Source organism: uncultured Gelidibacter sp. (genome assembly GCF_947500795.1).
GTDB lineage: Bacteria > Bacteroidota > Bacteroidia > Flavobacteriales > Flavobacteriaceae > Gelidibacter.
In genome coordinates this window covers 393,161-406,730 of the sequence record NZ_CANMTE010000001.1, presented here as the reverse complement: position 1 = coordinate 406,730, position 13,570 = coordinate 393,161, and the positions used below count along the sequence as shown (strand labels likewise).

General features: G+C 36.6%; 9 protein-coding genes. 4 read left to right on the top strand and 5 right to left on the bottom strand.

What is annotated here, in order from left to right:
• Positions 1-13: 13 nt before the first annotated feature.
• A complete protein-coding gene (locus Q0947_RS01795; RefSeq protein WP_299390624.1) occupies positions 14-1,552 on the bottom strand; it encodes a YifB family Mg chelatase-like AAA ATPase in 1,539 nt (512 codons plus the stop codon).
• Between the two features lie 433 nt (positions 1,553-1,985).
• Between Q0947_RS01795 and Q0947_RS01790 the strand changes: the two genes are divergently transcribed.
• Positions 1,986-3,875: a HEPN domain-containing protein gene (locus tag Q0947_RS01790; protein ID WP_299390623.1), complete on the top strand. Its 1,890-nt coding sequence runs from the start codon at positions 1,986-1,988 to the stop codon at positions 3,873-3,875.
• Between the two features lie 437 nt (positions 3,876-4,312).
• The gene (locus tag Q0947_RS01785; protein ID WP_299390622.1) at positions 4,313-5,782 is read left to right on the top strand and encodes a DASS family sodium-coupled anion symporter; all 1,470 of its coding nucleotides are present in this window, start codon (positions 4,313-4,315) and stop codon (positions 5,780-5,782) included.
• A 48-nt stretch (positions 5,783-5,830) separates the two neighbouring features.
• On the opposite strand, the gene Q0947_RS01780 is transcribed toward Q0947_RS01785, so the two are convergent.
• The 4 genes from Q0947_RS01780 to Q0947_RS01765 form a co-directional block, all read right to left on the bottom strand.
• On the bottom strand, positions 5,831-6,799 hold the full coding sequence (locus tag Q0947_RS01780) for an alpha/beta fold hydrolase (RefSeq protein ID WP_299390621.1): 969 nt from the start codon (positions 6,797-6,799) through the stop codon (positions 5,831-5,833).
• Positions 6,800-6,832: 33 nt separating this feature from the next.
• On the bottom strand, positions 6,833-8,455 hold the full coding sequence (ade, locus tag Q0947_RS01775; protein WP_299390620.1) for an adenine deaminase: 1,623 nt from the start codon (positions 8,453-8,455) through the stop codon (positions 6,833-6,835).
• Positions 8,456-9,766 (bottom strand): tRNA lysidine(34) synthetase TilS, encoded by a 1,311-nt coding sequence (gene tilS / locus Q0947_RS01770; protein WP_299390619.1) that lies wholly within the window; start codon positions 9,764-9,766, stop codon positions 8,456-8,458.
• A gap of 79 nt (positions 9,767-9,845) precedes the next feature.
• The gene (locus Q0947_RS01765) at positions 9,846-11,135 is read right to left on the bottom strand and encodes an anthranilate synthase component I family protein (RefSeq protein WP_299390618.1); all 1,290 of its coding nucleotides are present in this window, start codon (positions 11,133-11,135) and stop codon (positions 9,846-9,848) included.
• Positions 11,136-11,216: 81 nt separating this feature from the next.
• Here Q0947_RS01765 and Q0947_RS01760 point away from each other — a divergent pair, with 81 nt between their 5' ends.
• Positions 11,217-12,107, top strand: a complete 891-nt coding sequence (locus Q0947_RS01760; RefSeq protein ID WP_299390617.1) for an aldose 1-epimerase family protein — start codon at positions 11,217-11,219, stop codon at positions 12,105-12,107.
• A 105-nt stretch (positions 12,108-12,212) separates the two neighbouring features.
• Complete coding sequence (locus tag Q0947_RS01755) at positions 12,213-13,562, top strand: DEAD/DEAH box helicase (protein ID WP_299390616.1); 1,350 nt, start codon at positions 12,213-12,215, stop codon at positions 13,560-13,562.
• Positions 13,563-13,570: the final 8 nt, after the last annotated feature.

Sequence of the window (13,570 nt, the reverse complement as noted above, 5' to 3'; positions counted from 1 at the left end):
ATAGTGAACACGATTAACCCAACCAACCTTCTCTGTCTAAGCTTCGGTATTGAATGGCTTCACTTATATGCGCGCCACTTACCTCAACCACACCTTCTAAATCGGCAATAGTTCTTGAGACTTTTAATATGCGATCATAGGCTCGCGCCGAAAGATTTAAGCGCTCCATGGCTGTTTTTAAGAGATTTTTGGAGGCGTCATCCAAAATGCAGTGTTGCCGGATTTGTTTGGTATTCATTTGCGCATTGTAATGCACATTCTGATTGTCTGAAAATCGCTCGGTTTGTCGTTCTCTGGCAGCTGTAACTCGTTTTCTGATGTCAATAGATGCTTCGCCCTTACGCTCGTCAGATAATTTTTCAAAAGGGACAGGTGTTACTTCAATATGAATGTCAATCCGATCTAAAAGTGGTCCCGAGATTTTACTTAAATAGCGTTGCATTTCAGCAGGAGATGAAGTTACGGGCGCATTAGGATCGTTGAAATAACCGCCGGGACTCGGATTCATACTCGCCACCAACATAAATGATGATGGGTAAGTTACTGTGAATTTTGCTCTAGAGATGGTCACTTCCCGATCTTCTAAAGGTTGTCGCATCACCTCCAGGACATCGCGTTTAAATTCTGGTAATTCGTCTAAAAATAAAACCCCATTGTGAGATAATGAGATTTCTCCTGGCTGCGGATAACTCCCACCACCAACCAAGGCAACGTTCGATATGGTATGATGTGGGCTCCTAAACGGTCGTTGCGACATTAAGCCTGTGTTGTCCTTAACGCGTCCAGCAACAGAATGAATTTTAGTTGTTTCTAATGCTTCCCGCATGGTCATGGGTGGCAAAATACTGGGTAATCGTTTTGCCAACATTGTTTTACCAGCTCCTGGAGGTCCAATCAAGATGATATTATGTCCGCCCGCCGCTGCAATTTCCATGCAGCGTTTGATGGATTCTTGGCCTTTCACATCGGAAAAATCAAATTCGGGAAAATCCAAATTCTTATAAAACTCTTCCTGAACGTTAATGACGGTACGTTCAATCGGTTCGTTTTTATCAAAAAAATCGATGACTTGCCTTATATTATCTACACCATAAACTTCCAAATCTGAAACAATGGCAGCCTCTTTGGCATTTTGCAGCGGAAGAATAAATCCTTTATAACCTTCTTCTTGAGCCTTTATAGCGATTGGCAATGATCCTTTTATGGGTTGCAAATTGCCATCCAAAGCCAATTCGCCCATAATTAAGTACTCGCCTAAATTATCAGCTTCAATTTGACCTGTTGCCGCTAAAATCCCGATGGCTAAAGTCAAATCATAACTGGAACCTTCTTTTCGTAAATCGGCAGGCGACATGTTAATGATGATCTTTTTACCTGGAATTTTATACCCATTATTCTGAAGAGCAGCAGCAATACGGTAGTTGCTTTCTTTAATGGCATTATCGGGAAGCCCAACGAGATGATATCCTACGCCATTATCTACATTAACCTCAACAGTAATTGTTGTGGCCTCAACACCAAAAACGGCACTACCAAAAACTTTCTTGAGCATAATGCATACAATTTGTTAAATGTAGGAAGAATGCCTTCAACTACAAAGGGGAAAATTAGGATCGCAGGAATTAACTGAAAAACGATACTGTTTTGTCGAATTATGTTGTCATTAATCAGAAGAAGAGTTTTTAAAATATCGCATGTTCAACTAATTACACATAAGTTTATATCGTAGAAGATTTCGTATTTCCAACTATAGATGAATAAGAATTAGTGCTGACTAGTATTGATATTTTCAACTAATTGGCGAAAAGAATTAACCATGATTATCACCGTAAAGTATCAGTATAAATATACAAAGAAGCACCGTACCAAACATTATTTGGACAGGAGATTTGAAAACAACATCGCTTAAAATTTTCTATTTAATATTAATTAAAAACATCTGCCATTAAGATTAATCTTTCTACTTTGATACAAAATTATAGTCAATGAATAATACAGATTTAAAAATCGAATTTTGGAAAGAGTTATGGACTGATCTAATTAGTAATTTTCTTAAACGATCCTATGGGTTTAACTTGTATTCTCCTCAAATCTTAATTGAGGATATCATCACTGAAATTGAAGATAATAAGTTTAAAAATGCCGATAATAAAAGATATTTTTCTGCAAAAGTTGCAGAATACAAGAACAATGATGAAGTTATCAAAACTATTTTAAAATCTGAATTCTCCTTACTTCAAAAAGCAATAAACACTACAAAAGATGGATACACTCTTTCTCTGTGTAAGCAAATAAAAACAATACTGGAAAAAGGCTTATATTTTAAACACACATTAGAATTAGTTGAAAATATAATCTTATCTGATGACGAAATTAATTTGAATTTCGTAAATAAAATTAATTATTATTCGCAAAGCTTAATCGTTGATTTCATTAAGAAGACCTACGTATTAGAGGATATTGAAAATTTCCTAACTAATATCTTTGATAATTATTCTTATTACAGAAATTCTACCTTATTAAATACAAAATTCCCTGTAGAGATAAATCATAATGACTACAAAAATGAATTTGGAGAACTAGATAAGGAAAAGTATACTCAAGTTAAAAAAGAAAAAATAGACAATCTTAGTTTAAGGGATAGAATTAATGCACTTGGCTACTACTACAACAAGGAAACGGAAAAAGTTAAATATATTTTTGTGATCCGCGGTTTAAAAAGTGAAAATATTATAAATAAAAATGTTTTAGGTGTTACTTTCTATACTCCTGATATTGATACACCAAACGATTTGGACTATTGGGAAAATCTACAAAGAGATAGTGAGCCTAGTGAGAAATACCTTCAAGCCAAAGTAGAAGTTGATTATCTAATGCCTAAATCATCATCGAAAATTGCCAAACGAAAATTAGAGACAGCTATTGACGTACTTCATTGCTATTTCAATATAAAATCACCTCTATCATACAATGAATATGGTTATATAATTTATGACGAGAACGGAAAAATGATTTTTTCAAAAGGAGGTGATAAATATCCCGATGAAAATATAATGCATTTTAATTCTTTAGACATTTCACAGAATGAAAAACAAATAGATAATATTCAAGAATTTAGTTTTATATGGAACGATAGTAATAATAACGAGACATTATCCAAAATTAAAAATGCATTAAGATGGCATCGAAAGGCTGAACAATCACATCGAGATGAAGATAGAATTCTCAATTATTGGATTGCACTTGAGACATTATGTAATATGGAAAGTAACTTAATAGAAAACATATTGGATAAGCCTAGAATCGGAAAAGCACATATAGTTCAAGAAATTGTTGCATCGAGAGAGGTCTATAATTTTGTATATGATTATGGATGGGAGCTATATTGGTATTATAGAAATAAAAATTATTATAAAAGTAAGTTACCACATGAACTTATAAAGAAAGCCCAAATTAAGGTAGAAGCAGGCGATGAAATATATCTAAAAAACTTTATCGACTGTCTAGATGAAATCAAAAAACACGAAACCAATGTATTTATATTAGATAAAATTAATGCCGCTTCAAAATTTTATGAAGATTTAGATTATACAAAGTCAATTATCAATCAACATATCTCCAACATAAAAACTGATATATTAATGATTGCTAGAATTCGAAATTTAATTGTCCATAATGCTCATTATGACAATACTCTTCTACCATACTATGCTTGGAAAGCAAAATCATATTGCGGTGGCCTTCTTAGGAAATTTATTAATGAATTTGACGAAGAAAAAACTCTCAGCACAATAATTTTTGATATTTATATTAATAAGGAAAAGTTCCTTATGGATTTTGACGATGGTAAAGTAAATCTTTTTGATAAAAAATAAATTTATTATTATCATTAAGCAACTTGTTCCATTCTCAATTTTACTGCTTTAACAGTTACAAAAGATTTTTCAGTACACTTCGATGTTTTGTTCAATGACAAACCGTCTTTTAAGGAGTTCTAAAACATCTTTACGACGATTCAAGCAATCAGTATCAGACTACATTGCCCCTATCTTACGACCTCTTGTAAGTGCCTTTTGCTTTTGCGATTTTGATACCATGGTTTTGTCCAAAAACGGCACTACCAAAAAATTTCTTGAGCATAATGCATACAATTTGTTAAATGTAGGAAGAATGCCTTCAACTACAAAGGGGAAAATAGAGATCAACGATAATATACTTAAAGAATGATGAATTTAATGCATCAGCCGAGATACTCACATTTTCATCAATCATTGCGCTAAAAAACATATCTTAGTTGCACCAACCAAACACTATGAGCACTATTAAACGCATCGGTTTTATCTTAGGACCACTAGCTTTTATCCTGATTTTATTATTTTTTAAACCCGAAGGACTTTCCACAGAAGCCAGAGCCATATTGGCTTCCACAGCTTGGGTGGCTATTTGGTGGATTACTGAAGCAATTCCTATTGCAGCCACAGCCTTGTTACCCATTGTGCTCTTTCCCTTATCTGGAGGGTTAGATTTGAGCACAACAACGGCTTCATTCGGCCATAAGTACATCTTCTTATACATTGGCGGATTTATCATTGCAATTGCCATTGAAAAATGGAACCTCCATAAACGAATAGCCCTCAACATCATCAATTTTATTGGATCGGACATTAAAAAAATCATCCTCGGATTTATGGTGGCCACCGCTTTTTTGAGCATGTGGATTTCAAATACCGCAACGGCTGTCATGATGCTACCTATTGGCATTGCTATTATTACACAACTTAAAGACAATCCAAATACCATTGAAAACGAAACTAATTTATTTGGAAAAGCCTTAATGCTGGCCATAGCCTACAGCGCCTCTATTGGTGGCATTGCGACCTTAATCGGCACTCCGCCAAACTTGATTTTAGTGGGTGTCGTTTCAAATATTTATGACTACGAAATCACCTTCTTACAATGGTTTATGTTCGGATTGCCAATTTCCCTTGTGCTCCTTCTTATTTGTTGGAAATATTTAACCTCCTACGCATTTAATTTTACTCAAAAAGAATTTCCTGGAGGAAAGACAGAAATCAAACGACTGCTAAAATTGCTCGGTAACATAAGTTATGAAGAAAAAATGGTAGCGATTGTTTTTGGAACAACAGCCTTCTTTTGGATAACCCGTTCCCTCCTATTTGACAAATTGATTCCGAAATTAGATGACACCATTATTGCCATCATTTTTACAATAGTCCTATTCCTCATCCCTTCAAAAAATAAAAAAGAAAAATTAATGACTTGGGAAGATGCCGTTAAACTCCCTTGGGGTGTAATCCTATTATTTGGCGGTGGATTAGCCATTGCAAGCGGATTTGAATCGAGCGGATTAGCGGTGTTTATCGGCAATCAAATGACCACGTTTGCTGGTTTATCTACCATCATTTTAATTCTTTTACTGATTGCATCCATCAACTTTTTAACGGAAATCACTTCCAATACCGCAACTACGGCCATGTTGTTACCTGTACTGGCTCCCATGGCGGTTATTGTAGACATTCATCCATTTATCCTAATGGTGGGCGCCGCGGTGGCTGCGTCGTGTGCGTTTATGTTACCCGTAGCTACACCTCCAAATGCCGTGGTTTTCGGCTCTGGGTATTTGCGCATTCCTGATATGGTAAGTAAAGGTGTTGTGATGAATGTTATATCTATCGTCATTCTGACCTTGTTTGTCTATTTTATGTTGCCAATGCTATGGGATTTGACGGTGGAAGGCTTTCCTGAGGCTTTGAAACGATGAGATTTTAGAGACACGAATTTCACGAATTGACGCGAAACGGTCATTGTTTTACGAGTCCTTAGTCGAGTGCTCCTTTACAAATTCCAAGGCACGTTTCTCCGTATAATAAAATCCGCCGCGTTGCACAAAACCAACGTGCCCACCATGTTTTGGCATTTCTAAATAGAGGTTGGGATTATTTTTGGCTGCTTTTACTGGGAAACATTCTGGGGTTAAAAATGAGTCGTTGAGCGCATTGATGATTAAACTTGGGACTTTAACAGAAGGTAAAAATTGCAGACAACTGCTTTTTTCATAATAATCTTGAGCGTTTTCAAATCCGTGAGCTTTTGCAGTGTATACCTCATCAAATTCAGTTAAGGTTTTTATGGAATTCACCTCTTCCAGCGATAAATGCTCAGGGAATAACGCCTGCTTAAGCTTTAAACTGTCCACTAATTTGTTTTTAAATCGGTCGTGAAATAATTTATTCTCCAAACTGTGCAAACGTTTGGCGGAATGCTTTAAACTACATGGCACGGAGATTCCAATACCCGCTTTCACTTCTGATGGAACATCGCGTTCCCCTAAATATTTTAATGCTAAATTCCCTCCTAAACTGATCCCATAAATAAAAACCTCAGCATAGTTTTTATCCTCAATGGCGTGCATTACAATGTCGTGCAAATCGTCCGTTGCTCCAGAATGATAGGCATAATATTTTCGGTTAGGCTCGCCACTACAGCCTCTAAAATTTACGCTGATGGCATCAATCCCATTCTGATTGAATAATTTTGCCGTTCCCGTTAAATACGGACGTTGGCCATTGCCTTCCAATCCATGAAGTAAAATGATCACTTTATCAGATTTTTGCTCGGCATAACTCCAATCTAAGTCAATAAAATCGCCATCTGCCAACTCTAAACGTTCACGTTTTTGCTCTAATTTGACTGTTCTGAACAATCCAGAATAAACGGTAGCAACAAATCCCTTTCGGAATAAAAATGGTGCTTTAAATGAAGATTCTATAATGGGCATTTTTGATTGTAAATTAACTGGTTAATTGAAATTTTAATCGACGGCAACAGTAGTAAACTTAAATTCTTTCCCGTTAAAAAGGCCTTTATCACTGAGTTTTAATGCAGGAATAACTAAAAGCGCCATAAATGATAGCGTCATGTACGGTGCATTTAAAGTGCTCCCCAATTGTTTCGCCATTTTATCTAATTGAGCATACGCTTTGCCTACAGTTTCACCATCCTTATCGCTCATAATTCCGGCAACTGGCAAAGGTAAGATCTGTTCATCTGCATTTGAAACTGCGCAAATTCCGCCCTTATGTTCTATCACCAAATTGACCGCTTTACAAATCATTTCATCAGAAACACCAACGGCAATAATATTATGCGAATCGTGCCCCACGGAACTTGCAATAGCACCTTCTTTTAAACCAAAATTTTTGATAAATGCGATAGCTGGCGGTAGATTTTGATATCGATTTACAACAGTCATTTTAAGAACGTCAGTTTTTATATTTGAAACCACATTCCCATTTTCAACCAAACTTTCTTCGATAACTTCATTGGTGACCAATTGACCTTCCAGAGCTTCAATGACACGAATGTGTTTGGAGTTGGATGGGAATCTAAATTCGCTGATTTCTTTTGTCGACGTATTGAAATTATTTAGATTTTGGAATGTTACTTTTTTAAGCAATGACTCTCCTTGATCAAAAACCAACTCGCCATCAATATATGTTTGCAGGGTTTTAAATGCTTTCAAATCTTCAACTACAATTAGATCGGCAGCATCTCCACTATTTAATGTACCCACATCCAATCCGTAATGTTTTACAGGGTTAAGACATGCCACTTGTAAGACTTTAAAAACATCCATGCCCTTTGCGACAGCTCTTGCACAAAGATCATTGATATGATGCAACAGCAAATCGTCAGGATGTTTATCGTCACTACAAAACATCATGTTTTCAAAATGTTCCGGTAAAAGATCGATAAGGGCTTCAAAGTTTTTGGCTGCACTTCCTTCCCGAATCAAGATTTTCATCCCTTTTTGAAGTTTTTCGAGTGCTTCATCGTAGGTAAAACATTCGTGATCTGTAGTAATACCTGCCTTGATATATTTGGTGATATCGTCTCCTACAACACCTGGCGCATGGCCGTCTACCGGTTTGTTATAATGTTTTGCCCACTCGATTTTTTTCATCACTTCAGGATCATCAAACAATACGCCGGGATAATTCATCATCTCCGCCAGATATTTGATGTCGGGGCTCTCTAGCAGTTCCTTGATGCCGTCAGCATCGATAATGGCACCCGCCGATTCAAAATCAGTAGCTGGCACACATGAAGGCGCCCCGAAATTAAATTTAAAGGGTACTTTCTTTCCGTTGGCAATCATAAATTCAACGCCTTCTACACCTAGCACATTGGCAATTTCATGCGGATCAGAAACGGTGGCAACGGTACCATGGGCAACTGCCAAATGGGCAAACTCACTCGGCACCAACATTGAACTTTCTATATGGATATGCGCATCTACAAAACCCGGGAGAATATAATGTTCAATGCTGTGGTACTTCTCGGTAATATTGGTGATTTTCCCATGTGCAATGGTGACTTCTCCTTTATAAATGCGTCTATTTTGAATATCGACGATCTGTCCTTGTAACTTCATTTACTGTACTTCTATTTTTAAAATATTAGTGGTGTTCTCGGTGACTTTAAATCGGTCATCTGCACGTTTCCCCACAATCCAAACCACATCTCCAGCAGATTCTATAATCCACACTTGCTCTTTTTCAATCAAGGAGAATTTCTCATCCTTAAAATATTTGCTCAACTTCTTTTTTCCTTTCATTCCTAAAGGATAAAACACATCGCCTTCCTCCCATTTTCTTAAGGTTAACGGAAATATCAATTTTTCAGCATCAACATAAAGAATGTTTGGAGCTGTTTCTGAAATTGTATCCACCTTGTCAAAAGCTAATGTTCCAAAAGGCAGTGCAATTTCTTTCTCGTTTTCTTCAATAGATATAGGCTGTGCTGCAGTTTCAGAGTCAATTTCACTCAACAACAAAAAATCCCGGTCCTTGAGCAGTCTGTGGGTGGATGAAAACACCTGTTTCCCCGATTGTGCATCCAATAGATTCACCACATCAGTCCACGCCGTAAAATTAAAATCCTTTAAAAGTTGGTAGAGATATGCTTTAGGATTAGAGAGCTTTTTAAGTTTATGAACATCCAATTTAATCTGATCGTCTTCAACTTTAGTGAATTTCTTCTGAATGCGTACAACACTGTCGTCAATAAGATCTTGACTATCCTGCAGATTTGAAATAGTGGTTTGAAAATTCTGAAGCAATTGCGGATTCATTTGTTTCAATACCGGAATGATATCGTGTCGCAATTTATTTCTCAAGTATTTTGTGGAGGCATTACTACTATCTTCACGCCATGACATTCCCTGTCCAATAGCATACACCTCTAACGTTTCTCTAGAAAATGGCAATAAAGGTCTGACAATATTACCCGCCATTTCTGGAATTCCGGTCAAGCCTTCCAAGCCCGTTCCACGAGTTAAGTTGATTAAAAAGGTTTCCAGATTGTCATCCGCATGGTGTGCAGTGAGGATATAATCAAATTTCAGTTGTTCAGCCAGTTCATGAAACCATGTGTAACGCAATTCGCGAGCAGCCATTTGGATGGAAAGTCCCTCTTCTTTAGCGTAGGTTTCGGTATCAAAACTTTCAATAAATACTTCCATATCCAAATCTTCAGCCAACTGCAATACAAAATCTTCATCAGCATCACTTTCATCACCTCTCAAATTGAAATTACAATGTGCCAAGGACACTTTTAAATGTAATTGATGGCATAAATGTGCTAAAACCACACTGTCAAGACCTCCAGAAATTGCCAGCAACAATCGGCTGTCATGAAGCATATTTAAATTAGTCCCAAGATGTTTTTGAAAAGTTTCTAGCATAAGTTTTGTATTAGGCGTTTAAAGACTGGAATGGCGGAACTCAGCATTTTCTCTTCGCCACGGTTGTCTTTAAATATAATTAATTTTCCAGCACTTCCTTCATTGCTTTCGCCTTAATCAAGCACTCCTCATATTCTTTAAGAGGATCACTTTTTGAAGTAATGGCGCTGCCTACAGAATAGGAAACATAGTTGTTATCGGCATTATAAAGAATACTTCTGATAACCACATTAAAATCAAAATCGCCCGAAGGTGTAAAATAACCGATGCTCCCAGAATATAATCCGCGCTTATTTTCTTCCAGGTCCTCAATAATTTGCATGGCAGAAATTTTTGGTGCTCCCGTCATACTTCCCATAGGAAACGTAGTTTTTAAAATATGAACCGGCGGAATTGTAGCTTCTACTTCAGACGTAATTGTCGATATCATTTGGTGTACTTGTTCAAAGGTATAGATGGCGCACAATTCTTCAACGGTGACACTTCCTTTTTTCGCGGTGTGTGACAAATCATTACGTACCAAATCAACAATCATGATGTTCTCACTTCGCTCTTTTGGATTGTTTTGAAGTTCGTTTTTTAAATTTTCATCTAACAATTGATCTTTTGATCGCGAAGCCGTCCCTTTAATAGGCTGAGAAATTACCTTGTTCCCAATTTTCTTTAGATATCTTTCCGGAGAGGCAGACAATAGAAAGTGATCATGGTTCCTGAAATACGCCGCAAAGGGTGCTTTAGAAATGGCATTCAGTTTTTTATAGGTCGTTAGAGGATCAATCTGGGCCTTATCAGCATAAAATTCGTGACAAAAATTAGCTTCATAAATATCGCCTCTATGAATATGGTCCAACATGGTATTGACTTTAGCAACATACTGCTCTTTAGTCAATCGCATTTGAATGTTTACAGGTTTTCTCGGTTTTGTTGGTTCATCGAAGTCAATTGCGGCAATTTCTTTTAGATCAGATTCAAATTCGTCATCCACCATTTTTAGATAGTCCATTTCGACAATATCACCCTTAATTAAGAAAATCTTTTTAGGTTGAAAAAAGAAAAGTTCTGGAAACTCTAAACCGTCAAAATGCTCCGATTTTAGGTTTTCAAGATCATTTTTCAAATCGTAGGTTAAGTAGCCAAAAATCCAGTCTTTAGTGATGGCTTGATATTCTTGCAATTGATCGAATCCCTGATGACTATCCGTAGAAATACATGTAAAAGCATCTACCGCCAAAACGACATCATAGGTGCTGTAGTTTTGCTGATAATTATTGGAATCTAACCAAACTACTTCCTCAAATTGTTGGCTCCACTGTAAAAGTTGTGCTTTAAAATCTGGGTTCGCTATCGTAAAAGTATGTCGTGTTCTCAAGGCTCAATTTTCCGAAGTAAAGTTAATCACATTCTGCAAACTTATTAAGAACTTTGTACTTTAGTTGAAAATATATTGCTCATGTTTAGCTTAAAAAATGGACTTTTAGAACTCGCCATTCATCCAACTGGCGCGGAATTACAAAAAATATCCGCCGTAAAAAATAATATGGAATTCATGTGGGATGGCAATCCTGAGTTTTGGACTGGACATGCACCCAATTTATTTCCAATTGTAGGTGCTTTAAAAGAAAACACGTTCATTCATGACAACAAATCATACACTTTACCAAAACATGGCTTCGTTAGGCACAACACTTCCTTTTCGGTTGAAGAAAAATGTGACCAACAACTGACTTTAAAATTAGTATCATCAGAAGAAACACTTAAAAACTATCCATTCGAATTTGAATATTTGGTCAGTTATGAGTTGCTGGACAATCGCATTAAGATCACCTATACCGTAAAAAACAAGGACGAAAAAACCATGTATTTCTCGGTTGGTGGACATCCTGCATTTAAATGTCCGCTATATTCTGATGAAGATTATTCTAATTATACTCTAGAGTTTAATCAAGCAGAAAACAGCTTAACACATCTCATCAATATGGAGAATGGTCTCTTAAACTTAAACACTGAACCTATTTTTTCGACACCAAACACCATCAATTTACATGAACATTTATTTGATAAGGATGCGCTTGTATTTAAAGATCTTAAATCGGATAAAATCACCTTAACCAGTAAAAAATATGGCGAAATTCTTAACGTCCGCTTTGCTGATTTTCCTTTTATGGGAATTTGGGCCAAGCCAAAAGCCCATTTTGTCTGTATAGAACCTTGGCAAGGTGTTGCCGATTCTGAAAACAGTACACAACTTTTAAAAGACAAAGAAGGTATTATTGCATTAGACAAGAGCAAGACTTACAGCGCCTCCTACACCATTGAAATACATAAAACGCATTTAGCATAAGTTATTAATTAGCATTAACTTTGCCAATTGTGTAAAAAAGCCATGTAGTTACTTAAAACTGAAGCTTCAACACAACATATTAAACATCATTTAAAATTAAATACCTTGAGCTTTAAAAACCTGAACTTAAATACCCCATTATATAACGCCCTAGACGATTTAGGGTTTACCACTCCTACACCTATTCAGGAAGAAGCCTTTAATGTGGTGGCTTCAGGAAAAGACATGGTGGGAATTGCACAAACAGGAACGGGAAAAACCTATGCTTATATGTTGCCGATTCTTAGGAATCTGCCATATTCCAAACAAAACAATCCACGCGTCCTTGTATTGGTACCAACGCGAGAGTTGGTTGTTCAGGTTGTAGATGAGATTGAAAAACTTACCAAATACATCAATGTAAGAGTACTTGGCGTTTATGGAGGTGTCAATATCAACACCCAAAAACATGCTGTTGCCCAAGGTTTAGATATCGTAGTAGCCACTCCTGGACGTTTGTTCGATTTGGCGGTGAGTCACGTGCTGCAACTTAAATCCATTCAAAAAATGGTGATTGATGAAGTAGATGTGATGCTCGATTTAGGGTTTAGACATCAACTTTTGAACATTTTTGACATTCTTCCGGAGCGCAGACAAAACATCATGTTTTCAGCAACTATGACTGAGGATGTGGATGAATTGATTACTAATTTTTTCATTAAACCTGAAAAAGTAACGATTGCTGTGTCTGGAACGCCATTAGAAAATATTAGTCAAGAACGCTATAATGTGCCTAACTTTTATTCAAAGGTGAATGTTTTAAAACATTTATTGGCAGATAAAGAAACCTATAATAAGGTGTTGATTTTTGTCGCCTATAAAAAAATGGCAGATTTATTATTTGACAAAATAGAAGAACACTTTCGTGATGAAAGTTGCGTTATTCACTCCAACAAAACACAAAATTACCGACTTAGGAGTATTGAACAATTTAGAGAAGGCAGCAATCGCATCTTAATTGCTACAGATGTGATGGCACGTGGACTCGATATTGATCATATCAGCCATGTTATCAATTTTGACACGCCAAGTTTCCCTGAGAATTATATGCACCGAATTGGACGTACCGGTCGTGCAGAACGCGAAGGACATTCCTTACTTTTTTCAACAGAAGCTGAACAGGAAATGGTGACAGGCATTGAAGAATTGATGCAGATGGAAATTCCGCTAAAAGAAATCCCTGAAGGCGTTGAAATGTCTACAGAACTTCTTGAAGAAGAACGCCCACAATACAAGGAACGCTATAATCCGATAAAACGACGCGACGAAGATGCTCCAGGACCTGCTTTTCATGAGAAAAAGGAGAAAAACCAAAAGGAAAATTTGGGAGGTTCCTACAGGCGAGAAATCGTAAAAAAATACAAAAAGCCTAAAACACGTGGCGACAAAAACTACAACAGACGTAACAAAAAATAATACGATAT

Coding starts and splice junctions, on each gene's coding strand:
- Q0947_RS01790 (WP_299390623.1), top strand. CDS start 1,986: ATGAATAATACAGATTTAAAAATCGAATTTTGGAAAGAGTTATGGACT.
- tilS (WP_299390619.1), bottom strand. CDS start 9,766: ATGCTAGAAACTTTTCAAAAACATCTTGGGACTAATTTAAATATGCTT.
- ade (WP_299390620.1), bottom strand. CDS start 8,455: ATGAAGTTACAAGGACAGATCGTCGATATTCAAAATAGACGCATTTAT.
- Q0947_RS01785 (WP_299390622.1), top strand. CDS start 4,313: ATGAGCACTATTAAACGCATCGGTTTTATCTTAGGACCACTAGCTTTT.
- Q0947_RS01780 (WP_299390621.1), bottom strand. CDS start 6,799: ATGCCCATTATAGAATCTTCATTTAAAGCACCATTTTTATTCCGAAAG.
- Q0947_RS01795 (WP_299390624.1), bottom strand. CDS start 1,552: ATGCTCAAGAAAGTTTTTGGTAGTGCCGTTTTTGGTGTTGAGGCCACA.
- Q0947_RS01760 (WP_299390617.1), top strand. CDS start 11,217: ATGTTTAGCTTAAAAAATGGACTTTTAGAACTCGCCATTCATCCAACT.